The organism is Aliiroseovarius pelagivivens (assembly GCF_900302485.1).
Classification (GTDB): domain Bacteria; phylum Pseudomonadota; class Alphaproteobacteria; order Rhodobacterales; family Rhodobacteraceae; genus Aliiroseovarius; species Aliiroseovarius pelagivivens.
Genome location: NZ_OMOI01000002.1, coordinates 632,663 through 656,097, shown reverse-complemented (window position 1 = coordinate 656,097; position 23,435 = coordinate 632,663). Strand labels below are relative to the sequence as shown.

Sequence of the window (23,435 nt, the reverse complement as noted above, 5' to 3'; positions counted from 1 at the left end):
TGAATTGAAAGAGGACCCCGAAGGGTCCCCTAGGTTTCAGTTGTGATTTTGGCTTCGGCTAGAACTTCAGCAGCAGGTTCTCACGGTCACCCTTCTGGGCAATCCCGCGTTCTGCCTCTGCCTCTGCCTCGTACCGCTCGTACTCCACCCACGCCTCGTACAGCTCCGGGTTGCTCTCAAAGTGGGCCGCTCGGGACTTCTGTTTGTAGGCGGTGATGATGTTGCGCAACATCTCGACTCGATGGCTTTTAGCCAGGGAGGTGATCCCGTCAGGGACCTTCTCGCGGCCAAGGTCGTAGCGTTCGGTCTGCATTGCAGCTTCGAGCTGAGCCTCAAGGTTCTTCGCGCCGATCTTCACGGTTCCCATGAGGCGGGACCACTCCTGGAATTGCTCCGAGGAGAGGGTAATTGCCCCAATCTTTCGATCCGGACCAGTGAAGCCGTAGTTCAGCTTGCGGAGCTCCTCATCCACAACGCTCCGGGGGCCGGAAGTGACGGTAACCTTCAAGGGCTTCTTGAGGCCGCTCCGCGCTGGTGTGAGCTTGCAGGTATTGAGCTGCCTTCCCCTCACCAAAGTGAGCGTCAAACTTCTCCGCCTTGTCGGGGTGATCGAGTAGGTAAGCTACATCTTTGGAGGTCGGTGTTGCGCTGTACATGTCTCGACGCTTCTCATTGTTCGATTGTGAAAGTGAATGGTCCGATGCCTGCCCTGTCGGTGACAGTCTGCTTCGCAAGAGCGTCCACGCGTTCGTTGCCAGAAATGCCAGAATGCCCAGGGATGTGCGTGAAGGTGACCTCGCGGGTGGCCATCAAGGCGTCCAGTTGCTCCCAAAGGTCACGGTTCTTGACGGGCTTCTTCTTGGCATTCCGCCAATTCTTCACCTTCCACCCCTCAAGCCATTGTGTGGCACTGTTCACCACATAAGCGCTGTCGCTCAGGATATGGACGAGTGCAGCTTCAGGGGTCTCCTCCAGGGCCTTGATGGCGGCGAGGAGTTCTGCTCGTTGGTTGGTCGTGTCGCTGAGGAACCCTGAGGCTTCGGTGAAGGTTCCATCGGGGTTTTGGGTGAAATGGGCCCAAGCGCCAGGGCCGGGATTGCCGCTGCAAGCGCCATCTGTGTAGGCAATGTGGGATTGTTCCGCCGAAGCAGGTTGTTGCATGTTGTTCATGTGGGAAGTCCTATGTTTACTCGGGGGAGATCGAAGCGCTCCTCCCTTTATAGGTGCAACCTTAATGGCGGTTGGGACAGACTGAGGTTCCTCACGAGTTCGCTCGGGAGCCTTGTTTTTATGGCTCAGGAGGTAGGTAAACGGCGGTCGTCTGATAGCAGGGCCCCAGAGGCTACGAGACGCCAATCCGCTCGCAGCTTTTCTGCCTTTCCCGCGCGAAACTGATACACACAACTACGCACGGGTATGATGAACCCCGCCCGCCGGGGGCGAGCCACAAGCAAACTATTGGGGTGGGTCAGGGCTGGCTGGCCTCACTCTCTTTGATCTTCGCCAGGACCCGGTAAACCGACGACCGAGCGATGCCGAGCTCCTCCGCAATCTGGGTGGGTTTCTTCCCCTCTTCCTGCGCCTTCTTAACCGCCTCGTGATCAATCTCTACGGGTCTTCCGTTGAACCGCCCTTCTGCCTTTGCCAGTGCTATGCCTTCTTCCTGCCGCTCTGCCCTGAGCGCGGTCTCGAACTCAGCAATGGCTCCCAGCATAGTGAACATGAGCCGTCCCTGTGGGGTCGTTGTGTCGATGCTTTGTTCAATGACCCGCAGCCCCACTTCTTTCCGCTCTAGCTCCTTGGCGATTTCATGGAGGTCGAGAACTGACCGAGCTAGGCGGTCCAAACGGGTCACCATCAACACGTCCCCGTCCCGCACCCAGTCCAGTGCTCTCTCCAGCTCCGGACGTTTGTCTCGGGACTTTCCACTCGCTTTGTCAATGAACAGTCTCGTTGCACCGTTCTGTTCAAGGCTATGGACCTGTGTCTTCTCGTTCTGCTTGGCGGTCGATACTCGCGCGTACCCTACTATTGTCCCAGTCATGTCTCACCTCGTGTTCGAAATCCTCTAAGGCTTTATGAGAATAGTGTCCCATAAGTGTCAACCCCAACTTATAGGACAAAAAATATCATATGAAATCAATGAGAAGGGGAAATCCTGAAAGTATCCTATTTGGTATACCTTTTAGGACCAAAGGGGAGTGCCCGCTCGTCCATCTATTCGCCTGGGATCGGAGCATACTGGTCTCGCGCTTTCCCTATAGGGGCAACCTAATTGGTCTTCGCCCTCGGAAAGAGCTTCCGGTCTCCCTCTTATTGGGCAACCCAATCAAACTACTGGCTGTGTTATCCCCAGGGTTCCAGTGAAGTGACGAGGGAGGCCCTTCACACAGAGCAAAAGACCCCGGTGGGTGGGGCAGGTGCAGAGAGGGGACCGCAAAGGTGGCCCGTGGGGAGGGGGTACGGGGGGAAATCCATCGCGTTCGATACCTAAGAAGGGGGCTCAAATTTTTGGGGTAAAAGTTGCTTAGCATTCAATGTGGGATATGCCCGCTCCTCAATAGCCCTATCCGGAGAGATCGGTAGGTGGGCTGCACCCTAGTTTGGCTGAAAAATGCGCTCCATAAGATAATATGTCCCGTGAAGAGTTGTGACCAAAATGCTGCCCATAACAAAGGAAAGACAAAAAACTAGACTAACTTCTAAGCAGTTATTGATAGTAGCGGCATGTATTGGCCAATGTCCGGTAATTACTGCTCCAATTGCAGGAGCGCAGATACCAACAACAAAGCAAATTGCGACCAAAAGTAGGCTAGTAATTGCTAGATAGCCAAACAGGTAAGATAAGAACATTCTGCGTGTAAGTTCTTCGGGTCCTTCTGTTTGTGCAGTTTTGATAAAAACCTCAGGTGCTGGAGCGGGCATGGTTTCATCCATGTGTTCTCCACCAAAGGTGGCTACGGCTGCTAGAGAAGCTATATAGAAGCCTGGTAGAAGTGAAATAACGCCAATGATCCCTGTAACGAAGCCAGCATCACCCGTTAGTGTGATTTCACCTGGAAGAAGAGCAACTCCGCTCGTTAGGACAGTTGCGAAAAATAAAGGAAAAACAATAGTATAGAAGCGCATCGAGGTGTGTTCGATGCGTCGATATGCATACCAACGAGTTAGTTCATACCAAGTCAATGTTTCTCTTTCGTTCTTTTTAACTGTCTACTTCAAGCTGTTTATTTTGTCGACTAGAACTTTTGCCATCAGTTCCGAAAACTCTGAGTGTATCTTACTGTCGGGAGTAATGGTTGCCATCTTGGAAGATATTGGGCCCACGATCATTTTTTGGATTAACAATTCATCAAAGAGCACAGTTCCATCAACTATCTTAAACTTGATTGGTTGTGTGGTGCCGTTGAGTTTGTATGAGAAGCGGCCACTCAACAGCTTTCCAGGCACTGCTTTGATAATGTTTTTAATACCATCAATAGTTTTTGGGAACCCTTGCTCTTTTGATGGTTTGAGTACGACAGCTTCTTCAGCCTGCAAACTTGCAGCCGCGTGTCCCATCGTTCCAGTAGGTTTTGTCCGAACGATTTTGAGATCGACACCGTGAGCCTTGGCTAGATCTGCTTCAATGAAATCTTTAGGCATACCGAGAAATTCGAATAACGGGCGATATGGTTCCGCTTTTTTTGCTGTGGAAGTGGTCCGCTTGGCGGTCATTTCCTGTGGATCGTTGACGTATATCTCATTGAAAACGTATCGAAGCAGAGCCTGACAGATTGAACGTCCTAATCCTTCGGATGCTTCAACGGCGGTGTAATAAAGGTGACCATCTTTTGTATTTCTAGGAACCAAGTGAATTGCGATGTGACCACCTGCAGCATTGCCTTGATTTACTTTTTTCTCGATGATGTCTGTGTCATAGCTTCCAGCCGATTGTTTCGTTGAAATAGCTGGATCGCTACCGTTCTCGTCGTGCTTTCCAACATAAAGGAAGGCCAGATCCTTGCTGTCATCAAAAACGATGTCAGATATAAAGTAAGATACGCGTCCACCTTCTCGATCCATCGCAGTTGAGTTGGTGAGGCGATATGTATCTAGAACCCCTAACAGGTCTTTAAGCGGTGCGGGCAGAATGTGTTGCTTGTTCGTTGAGACAAAAAGATCGCAAAACATTACGGGGCGGTTGTGTTGGTTCACTGCAGCACTTTCAAATTATTAGGCTTTTTATAGGTAACCTGAAGTTGATTAGCTATCAATAGCGTTTCCAATGCCGGGATGTAGCCCTGATCGTTCTAGCCCTTCAGAAATGATTTTCTCCAACTCACTCAAGAACTCATCCGAACCATAGTCGTTTGCAACTGACTTACGCCCATGACCATGAATGCGGTTGGTCATTTCTTCCCGAGCTACTCTGCGCATCCAATCCTTATGGGAGTGGCGAATTGAGTATGGTACCTTCTTGATTGTGACCCAAACATCCGCCTTCTTCATCGCTTTAATCATGAGCCCGGAGACGTTTCCCGGTCCACCTCTATGCGCATACCGAGGGATTACATCGATTTTTGAATGAGCGGTTCCGATAAGCTTCTCTTTGCGGCGAGTTAAGATTGTTAACCCCCTCCCTACCAGAGGCACACTTCTCTCGGAGCCTTCGGTCTTAATCGGCCTACCAGGTCCCGCGTTGATCCGAATATGGGGGACATCATCCTTCAAACGCACGTCTTCCCATTTTAGACGGCAGAGCTCAGATGGACGCGCACCCGTGTAGATCATCAGCGTCCAGAGGTCTTTGATGTCTTCATTGCTTTTGTTGATCTCCGGCTGACACAGCTTAATCTCATCTACTGTAAGCGCTTGGCGCTTCTCTTTCGCCGGGCCCTCCTTGTGGCCTTTGGGTAGAGATATTCCTCCGAAGGGGTTGACCAATTGTGGCAGGTTCAATCTGCGCTTTGCCACGTTGTAGACCGCCCGCAGAGACCCCAAGCGCTTCTTCACTGTATCTGCAGCCTTCCCGGCCTCCAACAGTGTATCACGGAGCTTATAGGCGTCATCAAAGGTCACCTCAGCGATCTCCGGATTGTCTTCACCTTTGGCTTCACAGAGAGCCCGTGCAGCTAGCGTTGTTTGCTTCTTGAGGTTTTCAAAGTTATCCCCTGCCCGCTCATCTAGGTAAACCTCTACAGCCTCATTCAAGCGGATGGCCGGAGGTTTCACTCCTTGGAACTTTGCCTTCATAAGCAGGAGCTGCTTCTTGGGATCACTTTCAGCGAGGATTGCTTGGGTCATCTTCTCGAACACCGGCGGCGTTGAAGTATCCAATAGGACGGGCTGCATGTCTGATTGAGCTCCCTGCCAAACCCCAAGGTCCTTCAAGGTTTCCTTTGCAGTCTGATATTCGAGCTTTTCCGTTCCCTTTGAACGGAGCTCCGCAAACAACCGCTGAACCTTTTGGTGAATTTCTTCACGCCTCTGGACCGCAACCAGCTCATCAGTCGTTTCCAGGGTCTGATCGATAAAACTCTTACCAATAACGAGCCGCAAATCCTCGGGAACGCGCCTTCTGTAGCGATAGATCCCGGAGCGGTTTTCTTTTCTGAGATGCTTAACAGACACTGTGAGCCTCATCGCCGTGTTCACTCCGTTGTAAAGCGAATGTGAAGCGATTTCCAGCTAAGTGGCTGTTTTATCTTACATTTCAAGGGAAAATGGTGCCCAGAAGAGGACTCGAACCTCCACGTCCATACGGACACTAGCACCTGAAGCTAGCGCGTCTACCAATTCCGCCATCTGGGCACGGGTTGGTGAAGGGGGATTTAGTGTGACGCGTGGGGAGTGTCAACATTATTTCTTCGCTTTTCCGTGATTCCGTTTGCGCCTTGCTCAAACGCGCTTGGAAAGCTATGCAAAGCCTAGGAATTCAAGGAGAGCTTCCATGTCCAAGTTGGTCACGATTTATGGCGGTTCAGGCTTTGTAGGGCGCTATATCGCCCGTCGCATGGCCAAGCATGGTTGGCGCGTTCGCGTTGCTGTGCGCCGACCGAACGAAGCGCTGTTCGTAAAACCTTATGGCGCCGTGGGTCAGGTAGAACCGATCCTGTGCAACATCCGAGATGACGCATCCGTTCGCGCCGCCATGCAAGGCGCAGATGCAGTTGTAAACTGCGTGGGTGTTTTGAACTCGATCGGGAAGAACAGCTTTGATGCAGTGCATCATGACGGCGCAGGCCGCGTGGCACGGATCGCGACCGAGGAAGGCGTGGGCCAGTTGGTTCAGCTGTCGGCCATCGGCGCGAATGCCGAAAGCGAAAGCGAATACGCCCGCACCAAAGCTCAGGGTGAAGAGGACGTTCAGGCCGCCTTCCCTGGCGCAGTGATCTTGCGACCCTCGGTCATCTTCGGAACCGACGACCAGTTCTTCAACCGTTTCGCCAACATGACCCGCTTCGGTCCGGTCATGCCGATCACTGGCGGCGACACCAAGTTCCAGCCGGTTCACGTGGACGACGTAGCCAACGCTGCCGAGCTGGCGGTACTGGGTCAGGTCGAAGCTGGTGTTTACGAGCTGGGCGGCCCGGACGTGGAAACTCTGCGTGAATCGATTGACCGCATGCTGACCGTTACCCAGCGCCGCCGTTTGGTTGTAAACCTGCCCTTTGGCATCGCACGCCTTCAGGCTGGGATCTTTGATTTGATCCAGTGGATCTCAGGCGGCTTGATTGCATCGCCCCTGACCCGTGATCAGGTCACCAGCCTTGGCTATGACAACGTGGTATCCGAGGACGCCAAGGGCTTTGCCGATCTGGGCATTACCCCGCGTGCCATGGCCGCGATCCTGCCGGACTATCTGTGGCGCTTCCGCGTAAGCGGGCAGTATGCCGCGATCCAGAACTCGGCAAAGAACCTGCGCACTGACATCTGAGGCAACGGTTTGTGAATAGAAAAGGGCGCGGTTCTCCGCGCCTTTTTTCGTTACAGATAGGCGATTCCCAACAGCACCACACCCAGCGCGATCCGATAGATCACATATGGGGTAAAGCTGACGGACCTCAGAAGCCGCATCATCAGGCTGAGCGCTAGCAGAGCTGCGACGAACGAAAACACCGCCGCGATGGCGCCGTCCTTGGCAACTTGCGCATCTGCTGTGGCCACAACTTCGGCCCCCAGCAAAACGCCCGAAGCGATGATCGTCGGGATCGACATCAACATGGCCAGCTTCGCCCCGTCCGACCGCTCGTATCCCAGCGCGCGCGCACCCGAGATCGTGGCCCCGGACCGTGACGTGCCCGGGATCAGCGCCAGCGCCTGCCACAGCCCCATGATAATGGCGTCCCTCAGGCTCCAATCACCCGCGTTCTTCTGAACGCTGCCCTTCTGATCAACCCAATACAGCACCAGGCCAAACAGGATCATCGTCCACGCAATGACCTTGATCGACCGCATCTGATCGCTCAGCCCTGTCATTTTGAAAATCAATCCAAGGACTACTGCCGGTATCGTGGCCACCAGCAACAGGAAGGCAAGCTTCGCGCCCGGCGTGTCGATCCGACCCGTCAACATCCGCGGGATACCCGCCAATCCGATCTGCACATCGCGCCAGAAGTACAGCATCACCGCCCCCAGCGTGCCGATATGCACCGCCACATCAATCGCCAGACCCTGATCCGGAAGCCCGGTCAAATGTGGCACCAACACCAGATGACCCGAGGACGAAACGGGCAGAAACTCGGTGATTCCCTGAATGATGGCGACCAGAAGAATGTGGGCAAGCGACATGCTCGGTTCCTTGAAAATAAAGCTGTGCGGCAAGCTAAAGCAGCGGTCCGGAAAGGGAAGAGGCTTTATAGGTATGCTCTACTTACCTATTTTTTGACGACACGGCGACAAATTGGCTCATCCGTACCCATTTTTTCGCATTTAGGTAAGCATTATTGACTTTTCATTTCTGACGAGTCCCCTTAAAAACCAAACTCCAAGCCAAGAGTCTGCCCGAAAACGGGCCAGCCGAGGGAGAGCCAGGATGGCAAAGCAGCCTATGTTGAAATTCGTGTCGGTCGATCGGGACATGCCCGAGAAGCGCGCCGCCGAAAACCGTAAAGAAGACTTCAACGAGATCTACGCCGAGTTCGCCGCGCAGAAGGCAGCCGAGCAGGCCAGCCGCTGTAGCCAGTGCGGCGTACCTTATTGTCAGTCACATTGCCCGCTGCACAACAACATCCCCGATTGGCTGCGCATGACCGCCACCGGCCGTCTGAAAGAGGCATATGCCCTCAGCCAGTCCACCAACACCTTCCCCGAGATCTGTGGCCGCATCTGCCCGCAGGACCGTCTGTGCGAAGGCAACTGCGTGATCGAACAGTCGGGCCACGGCACCGTGACCATCGGCGCGGTCGAGAAATACATCACTGACACAGCATGGGAAAACGGCTGGGTCGAAGACATCACCCCGGCTGCGGATCGCTCGGAAAAAGTTGCCATCATCGGTGCAGGCCCCGGTGGTCTGGCGGCCGCTGACGTGCTGGTACGCGCTGGCGTCAAAGTCACCGTTTATGACCGCCACGACCGTGCAGGCGGGCTGCTGACCTATGGCATCCCCGGTTTCAAGCTGGAAAAAGACGTGGTCATGCGCCGCGTGAAGTTGCTGGAAGACGCAGGCGTTGAGTTCGTTCTGAACTGCAATGTCGGCGAAGACATCACCTTCCAAGACATCCGCGCCCAGAACGACGCCGTTCTGCTGGCCACCGGCGTTTACAAAGGCCGTGACCTGTCGGGTCCGGGTGCTGGTGCCGACGGCATCGTTCCGGCGCTGGACTATCTGACCTGCTCGAACAAGCTGAGCTTTGGTGACACCGTGCCGGAATACGAAAGCGGCGAGCTGAATGCAGAAGGCAAGAACGTCGTCGTCATCGGCGGTGGTGACACCGCAATGGACTGCGTTCGCACCGCGATCCGTCAGGGCGCCAAGTCGGTGAAATGTCTGTATCGTCGCGACCGCGCCAACATGCCCGGCTCGCAGCGGGAAACACAGAACGCCGAAGAGGAAGGCGTGGAATTCGTCTGGCTGTCGGCCCCGAAAGGCTTCACCGGCAATCCGGTCAACGGCGTGATCGTTCAGAAGATGCGCCTTGGCGCACCCGATGCATCTGGCCGTCGCAGCCCGGAAGTGATCGAAGGCTCGGACTATACCGAAGACGCCGATCTGGTCATCAAAGCCCTAGGCTTTGAACCCGAAGACCTGCCGACCCTGTGGGGCGAGAAAGATCTGCCGGTAACCCGCTGGGGCACTGTGAAAGCCGCGTTCGAGACGCATCAGACCGATCTGGACGGCGTCTGGGCCGTGGGCGACATCGTGCGCGGTGCGTCGCTGGTGGTCTGGGCCATCCGCGATGGTCGTGAAGCAGCGGCCAGCATTCTGGACAGCCTGAGCGCAACTGCCGCTGTCGCAGCCGAGTAAAAGGCCAAGCCACCGACGTTTTGACCATGTTCAACATCAAAGCACTCATAAAACGGCCACCGCGGCCGCAGGATGACTACACGGTCATTCACCGATCTGATCGGGTGCTTGTTCGTATGTGTAAGGGTCATAGCAACAAGATCGTCCTGTGCTTCAACGGTCTATTTCTTGAAGAGGACGGCCCGCCGCGCCTTGAATTCAAGAAGTTGGCCAGCGAAAATCGCCTGCACAATCTGCTGTATGTTACGGATTTGACCCACTCGTACTACTCGCAACCGGGCGTCCGCGATGAGGTTGTCCGCGAGGTGTCGCAGTTCCTCGAGCAGACTGGCTTTGAATGTGACTCGGCAGTGGGAAATTCAAGCGGGGGCTATGGCGCTATGTCATTCGCCGGCGTGTTTGGTCTTTCAAATGTGGTGGCTTTCGTGCCTGCCTTGTCGGTCAGCCCCGAGATGGTTGCAGGACCGGAATGGGATGGATTTCGCGATCATCTCGGCCCGGACATTCTGCCTTCGGCCTTGAACGCGGTTACAGATACGAAAGCTCGCTTCTGTCTCATCTATGGCAACAAGGACGCAGACGATAACAAGCAGAGATCTCTGCTTCAGGGTATCGCGCCTGCTGGGTCTCTTCATATGCTCGAAGTAGACGGCTTGGATCATACAGTTGCCCCGCACCTAAAACGTAACAAACTGCTTGGCCCTATCGTATCGGCCGGGCTTTTCGGCAGCGACGAGGATGTCGCCGCCACTTTCAAATCAATTCCGGAATCTGTGTATCTCTTCGCCGACGCGAATGATCCAGCCAACGCCACATTTTCCTTCAAAGAGGGTGAAACACATGTCAAAGTATGATGCTGATTGGGTCCGCCGCGAAGAAGCCAAGCGCGCCTTTATGAACGAAAACAGCCTTTACCGCGAAGAAGAAGAGCACAGCTCGTGCGGTGTTGGCCTTGTTGTTGCCGTGGACGGCAAGCCGTCGCGCAAAGTGGTCGAAGCCGGTATTAATGCGCTGAAGGCGATCTGGCACCGAGGTGCAGTGGACGCGGACGGCAAGACCGGCGACGGCGCGGGTATCCATGTCGATATCCCCGTACCGTTCTTCTATGACCAAATCCGCCGTACCGGCCACGAGCCGCGTCAAAACCAGTTGATCGCCGTGGGTCAGGTCTTCCTGCCGCGCACCGATTTCGGTGCTCAGGAAACCTGCCGGACGATCGTGGAAACCGAAGTCCTGAAAATGGGCTACTACATCTATGGCTGGCGCCACGTTCCGGTCGACATCGACTGTCTGGGTGAAAAGGCCAACGCGACTCGTCCCGAAATCGAGCAGATCCTGATCTCGAACTCGAAAGGTGTCGACGAAGAGACATTCGAGCGCGAGCTTTACGTGATCCGTCGCCGGATTGAAAAAGCCGCCGCAGCTTCGCAGATCAACGACCTGTATATCGCGTCGCTGTCGTGCCGTTCGATCATCTACAAAGGCATGATGCTGGCCGAGCAAGTTGCGGTTTTCTATCCCGACCTGATGGACGAGCGTTTCAAGTCCAAGTTTGCGATCTATCACCAGCGCTATTCGACCAACACCTTCCCGCAGTGGTGGCTGGCCCAGCCTTTCCGCATGCTTGCCCATAACGGCGAGATCAACACGCTGAAGGGCAACCTGAACTGGATGAAGTCGCACGAGATCCGCATGGCCTCGGCGTTCTTTGGCGATCTTGCTGAAGACATCAAGCCGATCGTGCCGGGCGGGTCGTCGGACTCGGCTGCTTTGGACGCCGTGTTCGAGGTGATGGTGCGCGCGGGCCGTTCGGCCCCAATGGCGAAAACCATGATGGTTCCGGAAAGCTGGTCCAAGCAAGCCATCGACCTGCCGCAGGCGTGGAAGGATATGTATTCCTACTGCAACTCGGTGATGGAACCGTGGGACGGCCCTGCCGCCCTTGCCATGACTGACGGCCGCTGGGTGTGTGCTGGTCTTGACCGGAACGGCTTGCGCCCGATGCGCTATGTTGTGACCAGTGACGGTCTGGTGATTGCCGGTTCCGAAGCGGGCATGGTGCCGATCGATGAAGCAACTGTCGTGGAAAAAGGCGCGCTTGGTCCGGGTCAATTGCTGGCCGTGGATACCAAGGACGGCAAGCTGTACCACGACGTTGAAATCAAGGACAAACTGGCCGCAGCACAGCCGTTTGGCGAGTGGGTTGGCAAGATCAACGACATGGAAGAAAGCCTGTCGCAGATCGACGAGAAGCCGTTGTTCCAAGGCGATGAACTGCGTCGCCGTCAGGTAGCTGCCGGTTACACTCTGGAAGAGCTTGAGCAGATTCTGGCCCCGATGGCTGAAGACGGCAAAGAAACGCTGGCCTCGATGGGGGATGACACCCCGTCGGCTGTTCTGTCGAACAAATATCGCCCGCTCAGCCACTTCTTCCGCCAGAACTTCAGCCAGGTCACGAACCCGCCGATCGACAGCTTGCGCGAATACCGCGTGATGTCGCTGAAAACGCGCTTCGGCAACCTGAAGAACGTGTTGGATGAAAGCGGTGCGCAGACGGAAATCGTCGTGCTGGAAAGCCCCTTTGTTGGCAACGAACAGTTCGTGAAGCTGACCGAGGCGTTCAACTCGCCGATGACCGAGATCGACTGTACATTCCCGGCAGGCGGCGACGAAAGCACGCTGCGCTTGGCGCTGGAAGAGATCCGCGCCCAAGCGGAAGAGGCCGTGCGCTCGGGTGCTGGTCACCTTGTTCTGACCGATCAGGCACAGAACGAAGATCGTGTTGCCATGCCGATGATCCTTGCGACCTCGGCTGTTCACAGCTGGCTGGTCAAGAAAGGTCTGCGGACGTTTACCTCGCTGAACGTGCGTTCGGCTGAATGTATCGACCCGCATTACTTCGCGGTTCTGGTGGGCTGTGGTGCAACCACGGTGAACGCCTATCTGGCCGAGGATTCGCTGGCCGATCGTATCGATCGTGGCCTTCTGGACTGCTCGCTGACCGAAGCTGTTAGCCGTTATCGTGAAGCCATCGACCAAGGTCTGCTGAAGATCATGGCGAAGATGGGTATCTCGGTCATCTCGTCCTATCGCGGTGGCCTGAACTTCGAGGCCGTCGGCCTGTCGCGTGCCATGGTTGCGGAATACTTCCCCGGCATGACCTCGCGCATTTCGGGCATCGGTGTCGGCGGTATTCAGAAGAAAGTGGAAAAAATCCACGCCGCTGGCTTTGGCGGTGGCGACAAGGTTCTGCCGGTTGGTGGTTTCTATAAGGCACGCCGTTCGGGCGAGACTCACGCCTGGGAAGCCCAGACCATGCACCTCATGCAATCGGCCTGCGACCGCGCCTCGTTCGAGATGTGGAAGCAGTATTCGGCGCGTATGCAGTCGAACCCGCCGATCCATCTGCGTGACCTTCTGGACATCAAGCCGATGGGCAAGCCGGTTCCGATCGAGGAAGTGGAAAGCATCAACGCGATCCGCAAGCGTTTCGTGACTCCGGGCATGTCGCTGGGCGCGCTGTCGCCGGAAGCTCACAAGACCCTGAACGTCGCAATGAACCGCATCGGCGCCAAGTCGGATTCGGGTGAGGGCGGAGAAGATCCCGCGCACTTCCACCCGGAACCCAACGGCGATAACCCGTCGGCCAAGATCAAGCAGGTCGCATCAGGCCGTTTCGGTGTAACCGCCGAATACCTGAACCAGTGTGAAGAGCTTGAGATTAAAGTCGCACAGGGCGCCAAGCCCGGTGAAGGTGGTCAGCTGCCCGGCATGAAGGTCACCGACCTGATCGCCCGTCTGCGCCACTCGACCAAGGGTGTGACGCTGATTTCTCCGCCGCCGCACCACGACATCTATTCGATCGAGGATCTGGCCCAGCTGATCTACGACCTGAAGCAGATCAACCCGCGCTGTAAGGTGACGGTGAAGCTGGTTGCATCGTCCGGTGTTGGTACGATTGCGGCTGGTGTTGCGAAAGCGAAAGCCGACGTGATCCTGATCTCGGGCCACAATGGCGGCACGGGCGCATCGCCTGCGACCTCGATCAAATTCGCGGGTCTGCCGTGGGAAATGGGTCTGACCGAGGCACACCAAGTGCTGGCCATGAACAACCTGCGCGACCGTATTACGCTGCGAACCGATGGTGGTCTGCGCACCGGTCGTGACATCGTCATGGCCGCGATGATGGGCGCCGAGGAATACGGCATCGGCACCGCCGCCCTGATCGCGATGGGCTGTATCATGGTCCGTCAATGTCAGTCGAACACCTGCCCCGTTGGCGTCTGTACCCAAGACGAAGAACTGCGTGGCAAGTTCACTGGCAACGCCGACAAGGTCGTGAACCTGATCACCTTCTACGCTCAGGAAGTGCGTGAAATCCTGGCCGAGCTGGGCGCGCGTTCGCTGGACGACGTGATTGGCCGCGCTGATCTGCTGTCGCAGGTTTCGCGTGGGTCGGCGCATCTGGATGACCTCGACCTGAACCCGCTGCTGCTGGTGGTCGATGGTGCGGACAAGATCGTCTACAACCGCGATCGCGCACGCAACGCCGTGCCGGATACTCTGGACGCCGAGATCGTGCGCGATGCGCAGCGCTTCTTGGAAGATGGCGAGAAGATGCAGCTGTCCTATACTGTGCAGAACACGCACCGGACGGTCGGCACGCGGATTTCGTCGCATATCGTGAAATGCTTCGGCATGCGCAACTCGCTGCAGCCCGATCACCTGACGGTGAAACTGCAAGGCTCGGCCGGTCAGTCGCTGGGTGCCTTTGCGGCCCCCGGTCTGAAGATCGAAGTATCGGGTGACGCGAACGACTATGTGGCCAAGGGTATTTCCGGCGGCACCGTGGTTGTGCGTCCGCCGCTGGTCAGCCCGCTGGTTGCCTCGGACAACACGATCATCGGCAACACTGTGCTTTACGGTGCGACCGACGGTTACCTGTTCGCAGCAGGCCGCGCGGGCGAGCGTTTCGCGGTGCGGAACTCGGGCGCGAAAGTCGTGATCGAGGGCTGTGGCTCGAATGGGTGCGAGTACATGACCGGCGGTGTCGCCGTTATCCTTGGCTCGATCGGTTCGAACTTCGGTGCCGGTATGACGGGCGGTATGGCCTATCTGTACGATCCGGACGGCGAAGCTCAGGACCATATGAACATGGAAAGCCTTGTGACCTGCCCCGTTGCAGTTGATCATTGGGAAGCCGAGCTGAAAGGCCTGATCGAGCGCCATGCCGAGGAAACCCGCAGCCAGAAGGCCACGGAGATCCTGCGTCACTGGGACAGCGAGAAAGCCAACTTCCTGCAGATCTGCCCGAAAGAGATGCTGAACAAGCTGCCCGCGCCTCTGTCGCTGGAAGCAGACGCAATTCCCGCCGAGTAACTTCGGCGCAGCAGAAACACACAGGGCGGCCTTCGGGCCGCCCTTTTTTTGTTACAGGCGTGCCAGCCCCACAACATAGTTCTTGCCATAGATCTTCGCACAGCGCGGACAGGTGGTGTAGAAGAACCAGACCTCGGCATTTTGCGTGCCATGCTCTGTCGCAAGCCCCTGCATTTCATTGTGCCAGTTCTTAGCCTCGCGATACCCGCCTTCAAAAACCTTGGTGACGAATTCACCTGACAGGGTGGTCATCTCTTCGGCGTCCACAGGCTTGTTTGCGGCGAACAGATGTTCTGCTTTCCACGACGACAAATCGCGGCTCATCACGACGAAGTCGGACGCCTCATACGCTCCACTGTCTTCCATATGCTTGAAAACGCGGGAAAACACCTTCCCCATATCGACAGGCACATGAAGAACCGAGTGCGTTTTGGCCCTGACAAAGGGCTTATCTTTAAAATGAAGCGTCACGCCTTCCCAAGTCTCAGGTTTGAAAACGGGGCAACAGCCAGTCGGATTATCGCTCATGTCATAGAACGGAAGTTCATTCATTTCCATTGGACCCTCCTTACCTGAATGCATTTTTGCACATCCCGAGAACCCGCGCTTTGATCCAGACCTTGACCCCCGCCCGTTTGTCGTGGTCTGAAAGGTCTGTGGCACGAGCAATGAAAAAAAAGCCGGCAGCCAAGAAAAAGGCGCCGAAGGCAAAGACAGGCAAGACCAAGCCCGGAAAGTGGTTCAAACCACTCCGCTGGCTGCGTCGCGGCGTCTTGGCTGTGGTGATTCTGATCGCCCTGTTCGTTACCGCCTATTCTGTGCTTAACCCCCCCACCACGCCCTATATCATCGCCGAAAAGATGCGGTTGGGGGATGTGGATCGGCAGTGGGTCGATCTGGAAGAAATCGCCCCGGTCATGGCCCGCTCTGTCGTTGCCGCCGAAGACGCGAACTTCTGCCAGCACTGGGGCTTCGATATGGGCGCAATCCGTGCCGCAATCGAGGACGGAGGCAATCGGGGCGCGTCCACTTTGACCCAACAGGTCGTGAAGAATACCTTCCTGTGGCATGGGCGGTCGTGGCTGCGCAAAGTGATGGAAGCCGGGCTGACCCCAGCGGTCGAACTGGTCTGGACCAAGCGGCGAATTGTTGAAGTGTACCTGAACATCGCCGAGTTTGACGAAGGCGTCTTTGGCGTCGAAGCTGCCGCGCGCCACTACTTCGGTGTCGGCCCCGAGGAACTGACCGCAGTGCAGGCCGGCCGTCTGGCGGCCCTACTACCCAACCCCAAGGAACGATCCGCCGCGCGACCGTCGCCATTCGTGCGCAAACGGGCCCAGTCAATCATTGATGGGGCGGCCACGATCCGCGCGGATGGTCGCTCTGACTGCTTCGAGGATTGATCCCGTGACGCGTTCGGGGCAATACGGGACATACTCCAAGACCAGAAGTTGCACATGAACCGCCTTTTTCACGTTCCCCTCTCTCCGTTTTGCCGCAAGGTGCGGCTGTCCCTTGCCGAAAAGAAGGTCGAGGTCGAGCTTGTCGAAGAGCGCTATTGGGAACGTAACCCCGAGTTTCTGCGCCGCAATCCGGCGGGCAAAGTACCGATCCTGAAGATCGACGGACAGCTTCTGACCGAAAGTGCCGCGATCTGCGAATATCTGGAAGAAAAACACCCCGAGCCCGCGCTTCTTCCCCGCGATCCCGAGGGGCGCTATGAGGTGCGTCGTCTGGTCAGCTGGTTTGACGACAAATTCCATAACGAGGTGACCTCGAACCTGCTGTATGAGCGGGTAAACAAAAAGGTCATGGGCGCCGGATATCCCGAAAGCAAGAACGTGAAGGCGGGTGCCAAGGCGATCAAGTATCACCTAGACTATATGGGATGGCTGTTGGACCAACGGCGCTGGTTGGCGGGCAACGAACTGTCGCTGGCGGATTTCGCCGCAGCTGCGCATCTGTCATCGCTGGATTACATCCGAGATGTGGATTGGAACCGGAATGCGAACGTGCGTGACTGGTATGCCAAGATCAAATCCCGCCCGGCATTTCGGTCGATTCTGGCCGACCAGATCCCCGGCTTCCCCCAGCCCGCGCACTACGCGGATCTGGACTTTTGAGCCGCAAGCCGCCGCAGGGGGGCCGTCTGCCCCCCGATCCGGGCAAACCCGGCTCTCCCCCCGAGGATATTTCAGGTAAGAAAATAGAGATTGTCGCACAGGCCGAAGCCGAGGGCTTTGCTATGGCGCGCATTTGTCGACCAGATGCCGTGCCCGAGATCGCCGCACGGCTTGAGCAGTTCGTGGCCGAAGGACGGCACGGGGACATGGCGTGGATGGGTGAGCGGATGCATTGGCGCGGCAACCCCGCCGCCCTTTGGCCCGAGGCAAAATCCGTGATCATGCTGGCCGAGCCCTATACCCCCAGTCACGACCCAATGGAGGTGATCGGACAGCCGGACCGCGCGGCCATCAGCGTATATGCGCAGAATAGAGACTATCATGACATCGTGAAGAAGCGGCTCAAACGCGTGGGGCGCTGGATGATTGATCACTTCGGCGGCGAAATCAAAGTCTTCGTCGACACCGCCCCGGTGATGGAAAAGCCCCTTGGCGCCGCCGCTGGTCTTGGCTGGCAGGGTAAGCACACCAACCTTCTGTCGCGCGAACTGGGGAACTGGTTCTTTCTGGGCGCGATCTTCACCACGCTGGAGTTGCCGGTGGACGAACCGGGGCGCGAGAATTGCGGATCCTGCACCTCTTGTCTGGACGCCTGCCCGACCGATGCGTTCCCCGCGCCGTTCCAGTTGGATGCGCGGCGCTGCATTTCCTATCTGACGATCGAGCACAAAGGCCCCATGTCCGAAGAGTTGCGATCAAAACTGGGCAACCGGATTTATGGCTGTGACGATTGCCTTGCTGCCTGCCCGTGGAACAAGTTCGCCGAAGGCGCACACGAGATGCGCTATGCCGCACGTGAGGATCTTGTGGCCCCGAAACTGGCCGAGCTGATGGGGTTGGATGACGCCGGGTTCCGAGAGAAGTTTTCGGGCAGTCCGATCAAGCGGATTGGGCGGGATCGGTTCCTGCGCAACGTGCTTTACGCCGTCGGGAACTCTGCCGACAGTGCATTTTTGCCTGCGTTAGAGCCGCATTTGGCGGATCCGGACCCAGTGGTGGCAGATGCGGCGCGCTGGGCCAAATCGCGGCTTCAGGCCGTCTAGTTTTCCAAGATTTCGGGCGGTACGATCATGCGATACGCCCCTACCGCAGCGTTGATCCCAGTCGAGGCGTGTGACGCTGGATAGGGCCCGATGGTCGAGGCTCCGATCAGGTAAGTCACCGTCATCTCGTTTCCCGGCACGGGAAGCCGTTTGACACTGCCGACGACCCCCTTTGCCTCGAATGCATAAGCGATTTTTGTGCCCAGAAGCTCGCTGGTTTTCGTGTCTTCATCAGGATCGAAACGGATCACGATGGTTAGCATGGCACCATCATCCGAGGTCTGCTCGACCAGCGCCTGCTTGGTAATGCCCAGAGGGCGAATCGTCGGGTCCTTGGTCACCGCATACCACGCCAGGGCCGCCACGGTTGGCAGCACCACAACCACGATGATCGCAATCAAGATCTTGATGTTTCTGGACAGCAAAACGCCCGCCCCCTTTGAGTGGCATCAGCCTAGGGGACGGGCGTTCAAAAAAAGTTAAGCGGCGTTAGCTTCTCACGAGTTTCTCGTAGCTTTCCGAGATGTCGCGGGTCAGCGCACCCACCTCGAACATATAGTCCCCGATCTGACCAACGGGTGTGACTTCGGCTGCAGAGCCGGTCAGCCAGCACTGTTCGAAATCGGCCAGTTCTTCGGGCATGATATAGCGTTCATGCACGGTGATGCCTTTTTCCTTCAGCATGCCGATAACCGTCTGACGGGTTAGGCCGTTCAGGATCGCGTCGGGAAGCGGCGTGTGAACCTCGCCGTCCTTCACGAAGAAGACGTTCGCGCCGGTCGCCTCGGCCACGTAGCCGCGGTAGTCCATGAACAGCGCATCCGAGCAGCCTTTGGCCTCGGCCGCGTGCTTGGACATGGTGCAGATCATGTAAAGACCTGCCGCTTTGGCGGCTGTCGGAATGGTTTCCGGCGACGGACGTTTCCACTTGGCGATGTCCAGCTTGGCGCCTTTCATCTTGGCGTCGCCGTAGTAATCGCCCCATGCCCACGCGGCCACGGCCATACGGACGGGGTTCTTCGCGGAGCTGACACCCATGTCTTCCCCGGCACCGCGCCACGCAACAACGCGAACGTAGGCGTTGGTCAGGTCGTTCGCCTCGACAACTGCTTGTTTGGCGGCTTCGATTTCATCCACCGAATAGGGGATGGGCATGTCCATCATCTCGCCCGATTTCAGCAGGCGTTCCGAGTGCTTGCGGCTGAGGAAGATCTTGCCGTCATACAGGCGCTCGCCCTCAAAAACCGACGAGGCATAGTGCAGCGCGTGGGTCAGAATGTGGACGTTCGCATCGCGCCAATCGACCAATTGGCCGTCCATCCAGATCTTGCCGTCGCGATCATCATATCCGCTCATGTTTCCGTCCTTTCCAGTTCTGTGCCACGGGACCGTCCCGCAGTGCTTTTGCAATTGTTGCGCAATATCGGTCCGCTTCGGACATAATATTTCGCGAAATCCGCAAATCGCTAACAATTGATTCTTGGAAAGTCAACAACACTGACATAAAACTGGAAACTGTAACATGATTTGTGAAGAGGACATCATGAGTGAGCGGCAGCCCCACGGCGGGCAAAGCCTTCTGTTTCTAACAGACGAGCAATTGCGCAAGGGCATCGAGGCGATGTTCTTTGCCTATCGCGGCTTTACTGCTGATCCGGATCGTATTCTGAACAAATATGGATATGGCCGCGCCCATCACCGTGCGCTGCACTTTATCAGCCGTACACCGGGCACGACGGTAAACAACCTGCTGTCTATCCTTGGCGTGACCAAACAGTCGCTGAACCGCGTGCTGAGGACGTTGATCACGGATGAACTGGTGGAAAGCCGCGTTGGTACCCGTGACAAGCGCGAGCGGCATCTGGTTCTGACCGACAAGGGCGCTGCGCTGGAACAAGAGCTATCCGACGCCCAGCGCGAACGGATGCGCCAAGCCTATCGTGAAGCCGGGCCAGAGGCCGTACAGGGGTTCCGCACTGTGCTAGAAGCAATGATGGACCACGACATGCAGCGCCATTTCACTCGGATGAAGGATAGCAGAAATGACTGAGGCACCCGAGGCACATCTTCTGATCATCGATGATGACGAACGCATTCGTGGGCTGCTTCAGAAGTTTCTGGTGCGCAACGGGTTCTGGGTCAGCGCGGCACGGGATGCGGCGCACGCTCGACGCTTGTTGGCCGGGCTGGATTTCGATCTGATCGTGACCGACGTCATGATGCCGGGCGAAGATGGGATCAGCCTGACCCGATCTTTGCGTGAAACCCTGACCACGCCAATCCTGCTTCTGACCGCCAAAGGCGAGACCGAGGACCGCATCAGGGGCCTTGAGGCAGGGGCGGATGACTATCTGGCCAAACCGTTTGAGCCAAAAGAGCTTCTGCTGCGGATCAACGCTATCTTGCGACGCATACCGACCACGACCGAGGATCAAAGCCCGAAATCCCTGACGTTGGGCGACAAGACCTATGACATCGAGCGGGGCGAGCTTTGGTGCGGCGAGGAGTTGGTGCGCCTGACCGCGACAGAGAACCAGCTGATGAAGATCTTCTCGGCCACACCAGCCGAACCGGTCAGCCGAACCTCGTTGGTCGAGCAACTGGGCCGGGATCAGGGGCAGGCACAAGAGCGTGCCGTGGATGTGCAGATCACGCGTCTGCGCCGCAAGCTTGAAATGGACCCTAAACAACCGCGCTATCTGCAGACGGTGCGCGGAGCGGGATATATGCTGGCGCCGGACTAAGGCACTTTCAGTCGAACAGCACCTCGCATTCCGGCGGCATTTCATAAAGCCAGTCCTGAACAGCGAAGGCTGGGCTCGTGACGGATATCGAACGCGTTGTATCGTCTTGTCCTACCGAAATCTCGCCCTTGCCAGTTAGAAGGTTCAGATCACAGCTGCCGATATCGTCAAGATTCAGCGTGTCATACCAGCGATACGTATACCCGACGACCCTCATCGCGCCCTCACGCCAGGCAAGCGTATGGATCTGCTCCCACCGGTTCCGACCAATTGAACTGTTGTGTGACATCATCTGAAGCGAACCGCGTGGGGTGATCGTTAGCGACGGCTGCTGACCAATCCCTCCGACCCAGATAAGGTTCTGCAGCCAAATTGTTTGCAAACCATCACCCAACTTCAAAAGAAGATCGGCTTGGCCGTGGTCCCCAAAATCAATCAACGCCACATGATCCGCGATACCATCGGCGTTGAAATCGCCGGTGACTTGGGTCGAAAACCCTTCTGCGAAAGCCGGGGGTGCGACCACGAGTAACGGTAGTATCCAGCGCATGGGAACCTCTCTTGTTGTTGTGTCAGTATTGTCCTAGCGTCGCGCCATGACAACGTTGCTCTACACCCACCCCGTCAGCTTTGATCACGTGACCCCGCCCGGCCATCCCGAGCAGGTGGCGCGGTTAGAGGCAATCGAAACCGCCCTGTCGGCCCCTCATTTTCAGTCTCTAGTTCGGCCCGAACCGCCTGTTGCTTCTTTGGATCATGTGCGCCTTGGACATTCCCGTGCCTATTTCGAGCGGATCGAGAATGCCCAGCCGGTCGAAGGTTGGGCGCAGCTGGATGGCGACACCTTCATGGCCCCCGGATCGTTCGAAGCCGCCTTGCGCGCGATTGGTGGGAACGTGGACGCTGTGGATCGCCTGATGGCAGGTGAAGCGCAAAACGCATTTGTCGCCTGTCGCCCCCCCGGCCACCACGCCGAGAAAGCCAACCCGATGGGGTTCTGCCTGTTTTCAACGGTCGCCATTGCCGCCATTCACGCGGCCAATGAGCATGGGCTGGATCGCGTGGCGGTGCTGGATTTCGACGTGCATCACGGCAACGGCACGCAGGATGTGCTGTGGCATGAAAGCCGAGTGCGGTTCGTATCTTCTCACCAGATGCCGCTTTATCCGGGATCTGGCGGTCTTCACCAAAAAGGCGCGTTTGGGCAGGTGCTTAACCTTCCCCTGAAAAGCGGAACCGGCGGCGAGGAAATGCGTGACGCGTGGGATCGCATCCTGACCGACGTGATCGAGCCCTATAACCCGCAGCTTGTTCTGGTCTCTGCCGGGTTCGACGCCCATAGGCGCGACCCTCTGGCCAATCTGCATTGGGAAACCGAGGATTTCGCCTGGCTGGCGCATCGTATCTGCGATCTGGCGGATAAATGCTGTGCCGGGCGGGTGGTATCGTCGCTTGAGGGCGGCTATGATCTGGAAGCCCTTGGCGACAGCGTCGGGGCCTATATCAACGTGATGATGGAGCGCGGCGCATGAGCGACAAACCAGTAAGCGAAATGTCCTTTGAAGAGGCCATGCGGGAACTCGAGGCCGTCGTGGGCCAACTGGAACGCGGTGACGTGGCGCTTGAGGATTCGATCAAGCTGTATGAACGCGGGGCCGAGCTGAAAGCGCGGTGCGAAACCAAGCTGAAAGAGGCCGAAGAAAAGGTCGCTGCGATCACCTTGGACAAGAACGGAGAGCCTAGCGGCACCACTCCTGTCGAAGGGCTGTAAATGTTCAAGACACGTCTGGACGACACGGCGCGCGCCGCGCGGGCGCATCTGCACGCAGCGATTTCCGACAAGGGCGCCTTGGCCGAACCGATGCGCTATGCCACGGCGGGCGGCAAGGGTCTGCGCGCCTTTTTGGTGATGGAAAGCGCCCGTATTCACGGCGTTTCCGAATCCCGCGCGCTGTGGCCTGCAGCCGCAATCGAAGCAATCCACGCCTATTCTCTGGTCCATGATGACATGCCCTGCATGGACGACGACGACCTGCGGCGCGGACTGCCGACCGTGCACAAGAAATGGGACGATGCCACCGCCGTTCTGGTGGGCGATGCCCTGCAAACGCTCGCGTTCGAGCTGCTGACCCATGACGACGTGGGCGAGGCCCGCGTGCCACTGATCTCGTCCATGGCACGCGCCGCCGGACAGTTGGGCATGGTGCATGGGCAGGCGTTGGATATCGCCGCCGAAACCGCCGATTCCCCGCTGAATTTGGACCAGATCACCGAGCTTCAGGCCGGTAAAACCGGCGCGCTCATCCGTTGGTCTGGCGAAGCGGGTGCCATGTTGGCCGGGGCAGACATTGCCCCGATGCGAGACTATTCCACCGCGCTTGGTCTGGCCTTTCAAATCGCCGATGACATTCTGGATGTCGAAGGGGATGCCGCCGCCGTTGGAAAAGCCGTTGGCAAGGATGCGGATGCAGGCAAAGCCACGTTCGTCTCGCTTTTGGGGTTGGAAGCGGCAAAGACCCGCGCAAAAGAGCTTGTTGATCAAGCCTGTGACGCACTTTCACCCTATGGTGAGGATGCCGACACCTTGCGAGAGGCCGCGCGCTTCGTTATCCAACGGGACAGATAGGCAAACGGG

The 23,435-nt window shown here is 57.1% G+C and carries 23 protein-coding genes and 1 tRNA gene; 12 read left to right on the top strand and 12 right to left on the bottom strand.

The window, feature by feature from the left end; all coding sequences use genetic code 11:
* Positions 1 to 58: 58 nt before the first annotated feature.
* The 7 genes from ALP8811_RS15360 to ALP8811_RS15335 form a co-directional block, all read right to left on the bottom strand.
* The gene (locus ALP8811_RS15360; protein ID WP_108858132.1) at positions 59 to 586 is read right to left on the bottom strand and encodes a hypothetical protein; all 528 of its coding nucleotides are present in this window, start codon (positions 584 to 586) and stop codon (positions 59 to 61) included.
* An 83-nt stretch (positions 587 to 669) separates the two neighbouring features.
* Entirely contained in the window at positions 670 to 1,170 is a 501-nt protein-coding gene (locus ALP8811_RS15355) for a ribonuclease H family protein (RefSeq protein ID WP_245924676.1), read from the bottom strand.
* A 298-nt stretch (positions 1,171 to 1,468) separates the two neighbouring features.
* On the bottom strand, positions 1,469 to 2,044 hold the full coding sequence (locus tag ALP8811_RS15350; protein ID WP_108858131.1) for a recombinase family protein: 576 nt from the start codon (positions 2,042 to 2,044) through the stop codon (positions 1,469 to 1,471).
* Positions 2,045 to 2,598: 554 nt separating this feature from the next.
* Positions 2,599 to 3,129, bottom strand: a complete 531-nt coding sequence (locus ALP8811_RS16275) for a hypothetical protein (protein ID WP_181363784.1) — start codon at positions 3,127 to 3,129, stop codon at positions 2,599 to 2,601.
* A gap of 84 nt (positions 3,130 to 3,213) precedes the next feature.
* The gene (locus ALP8811_RS15345) at positions 3,214 to 4,197 is read right to left on the bottom strand and encodes a hypothetical protein (RefSeq protein ID WP_146184036.1); all 984 of its coding nucleotides are present in this window, start codon (positions 4,195 to 4,197) and stop codon (positions 3,214 to 3,216) included.
* A 48-nt stretch (positions 4,198 to 4,245) separates the two neighbouring features.
* A complete protein-coding gene (locus ALP8811_RS15340) occupies positions 4,246 to 5,625 on the bottom strand; it encodes a DUF6538 domain-containing protein (RefSeq protein WP_108858129.1) in 1,380 nt (459 codons plus the stop codon).
* A gap of 81 nt (positions 5,626 to 5,706) precedes the next feature.
* A tRNA-Leu gene (locus ALP8811_RS15335) sits at positions 5,707 to 5,793 on the bottom strand.
* Between the two features lie 139 nt (positions 5,794 to 5,932).
* On the opposite strand from ALP8811_RS15335, the gene ALP8811_RS15330 reads away from it, so the two are divergent.
* A complete protein-coding gene (locus ALP8811_RS15330) occupies positions 5,933 to 6,919 on the top strand; it encodes a complex I NDUFA9 subunit family protein (protein ID WP_108858128.1) in 987 nt (328 codons plus the stop codon).
* A 50-nt stretch (positions 6,920 to 6,969) separates the two neighbouring features.
* Here ALP8811_RS15330 and ALP8811_RS15325 read toward each other — a convergent pair whose 3' ends face one another.
* Positions 6,970 to 7,773 (bottom strand): undecaprenyl-diphosphate phosphatase, encoded by an 804-nt coding sequence (locus tag ALP8811_RS15325; RefSeq protein WP_108858127.1) that lies wholly within the window; start codon positions 7,771 to 7,773, stop codon positions 6,970 to 6,972.
* Positions 7,774 to 8,017: 244 nt separating this feature from the next.
* Between ALP8811_RS15325 and ALP8811_RS15320 the strand changes: the two genes are divergently transcribed.
* Genes ALP8811_RS15320 through gltB form a run of 3 tightly spaced genes read left to right on the top strand, consistent with a single transcriptional unit; the run spans position 8,018 to position 14,830 of the window.
* Positions 8,018 to 9,451 (top strand): NAD(P)-dependent oxidoreductase, encoded by a 1,434-nt coding sequence (locus ALP8811_RS15320; RefSeq protein ID WP_108858126.1) that lies wholly within the window; start codon positions 8,018 to 8,020, stop codon positions 9,449 to 9,451.
* A gap of 26 nt (positions 9,452 to 9,477) precedes the next feature.
* Positions 9,478 to 10,305 carry a hypothetical protein gene (locus tag ALP8811_RS15315; RefSeq protein ID WP_108858125.1) on the top strand — a complete coding sequence of 276 codons (828 nt, stop codon included), beginning with the start codon at positions 9,478 to 9,480 and terminating at the stop codon, positions 10,303 to 10,305.
* Positions 10,292 to 14,830, top strand: a complete 4,539-nt coding sequence (gltB, locus tag ALP8811_RS15310; protein ID WP_108858124.1) for a glutamate synthase large subunit — start codon at positions 10,292 to 10,294, stop codon at positions 14,828 to 14,830. Before ALP8811_RS15315 ends, gltB begins: the two co-directional genes overlap by 14 nt.
* Positions 14,831 to 14,881: 51 nt before the next feature.
* Here gltB and ALP8811_RS15305 read toward each other — a convergent pair whose 3' ends face one another.
* Positions 14,882 to 15,388, bottom strand: a complete 507-nt coding sequence (locus tag ALP8811_RS15305) for a hydrolase (protein ID WP_108858123.1) — start codon at positions 15,386 to 15,388, stop codon at positions 14,882 to 14,884.
* A gap of 110 nt (positions 15,389 to 15,498) precedes the next feature.
* On the opposite strand from ALP8811_RS15305, the gene mtgA reads away from it, so the two are divergent.
* The 3 genes from mtgA (at position 15,499) to queG (ending at position 18,056) form a co-directional block, all read left to right on the top strand.
* Positions 15,499 to 16,233 carry a monofunctional biosynthetic peptidoglycan transglycosylase gene (gene mtgA, locus ALP8811_RS15300; protein ID WP_108858122.1) on the top strand — a complete coding sequence of 245 codons (735 nt, stop codon included), beginning with the start codon at positions 15,499 to 15,501 and terminating at the stop codon, positions 16,231 to 16,233.
* Between the two features lie 54 nt (positions 16,234 to 16,287).
* The gene (fzlA, locus tag ALP8811_RS15295; RefSeq protein ID WP_108858121.1) at positions 16,288 to 16,953 is read left to right on the top strand and encodes an FtsZ-binding protein FzlA; all 666 of its coding nucleotides are present in this window, start codon (positions 16,288 to 16,290) and stop codon (positions 16,951 to 16,953) included.
* A 68-nt stretch (positions 16,954 to 17,021) separates the two neighbouring features.
* Positions 17,022 to 18,056 (top strand): tRNA epoxyqueuosine(34) reductase QueG, encoded by a 1,035-nt coding sequence (gene queG, locus ALP8811_RS15290; protein WP_108858309.1) that lies wholly within the window; start codon positions 17,022 to 17,024, stop codon positions 18,054 to 18,056.
* On the opposite strand, the gene ALP8811_RS15285 is transcribed toward queG, so the two are convergent.
* Both ALP8811_RS15285 and ALP8811_RS15280 read right to left on the bottom strand, forming a co-directional pair.
* Positions 18,053 to 18,481, bottom strand: coding sequence for a hypothetical protein (locus ALP8811_RS15285; protein WP_108858120.1), 429 nt, complete (start codon positions 18,479 to 18,481; stop codon positions 18,053 to 18,055). The genes queG and ALP8811_RS15285 overlap by 4 nt on opposite strands.
* Before the next feature lie 64 nt (positions 18,482 to 18,545).
* Positions 18,546 to 19,412, bottom strand: a complete 867-nt coding sequence (locus ALP8811_RS15280; protein ID WP_108858119.1) for a branched-chain amino acid aminotransferase — start codon at positions 19,410 to 19,412, stop codon at positions 18,546 to 18,548.
* Between the two features lie 187 nt (positions 19,413 to 19,599).
* Between ALP8811_RS15280 and ALP8811_RS15275 the strand changes: the two genes are divergently transcribed.
* On the top strand, positions 19,600 to 20,106 hold the full coding sequence (locus tag ALP8811_RS15275; RefSeq protein WP_108858308.1) for a MarR family winged helix-turn-helix transcriptional regulator: 507 nt from the start codon (positions 19,600 to 19,602) through the stop codon (positions 20,104 to 20,106).
* The gene (locus tag ALP8811_RS15270) at positions 20,099 to 20,800 is read left to right on the top strand and encodes a response regulator (protein WP_108858118.1); all 702 of its coding nucleotides are present in this window, start codon (positions 20,099 to 20,101) and stop codon (positions 20,798 to 20,800) included. Before ALP8811_RS15275 ends, ALP8811_RS15270 begins: the two co-directional genes overlap by 8 nt.
* A gap of 7 nt (positions 20,801 to 20,807) precedes the next feature.
* Here ALP8811_RS15270 and ALP8811_RS15265 read toward each other — a convergent pair whose 3' ends face one another.
* On the bottom strand, positions 20,808 to 21,350 hold the full coding sequence (locus ALP8811_RS15265) for a hypothetical protein (protein WP_146184035.1): 543 nt from the start codon (positions 21,348 to 21,350) through the stop codon (positions 20,808 to 20,810).
* A gap of 46 nt (positions 21,351 to 21,396) precedes the next feature.
* On the opposite strand from ALP8811_RS15265, the gene ALP8811_RS15260 reads away from it, so the two are divergent.
* From ALP8811_RS15260 to ALP8811_RS15250, 3 genes are read left to right on the top strand one after another with little or no spacing between them, the layout of a single operon-like run.
* Positions 21,397 to 22,332 carry a histone deacetylase family protein gene (locus ALP8811_RS15260; protein ID WP_108858116.1) on the top strand — a complete coding sequence of 312 codons (936 nt, stop codon included), beginning with the start codon at positions 21,397 to 21,399 and terminating at the stop codon, positions 22,330 to 22,332.
* Positions 22,329 to 22,571 carry an exodeoxyribonuclease VII small subunit gene (locus tag ALP8811_RS15255; protein ID WP_108858115.1) on the top strand — a complete coding sequence of 81 codons (243 nt, stop codon included), beginning with the start codon at positions 22,329 to 22,331 and terminating at the stop codon, positions 22,569 to 22,571. The genes ALP8811_RS15260 and ALP8811_RS15255 overlap by 4 nt, the downstream gene beginning before the upstream one ends.
* On the top strand, positions 22,572 to 23,426 hold the full coding sequence (locus tag ALP8811_RS15250) for a polyprenyl synthetase family protein (RefSeq protein WP_108858114.1): 855 nt from the start codon (positions 22,572 to 22,574) through the stop codon (positions 23,424 to 23,426).
* The last annotated feature ends 9 nt before the right edge of the window (positions 23,427 to 23,435 follow it).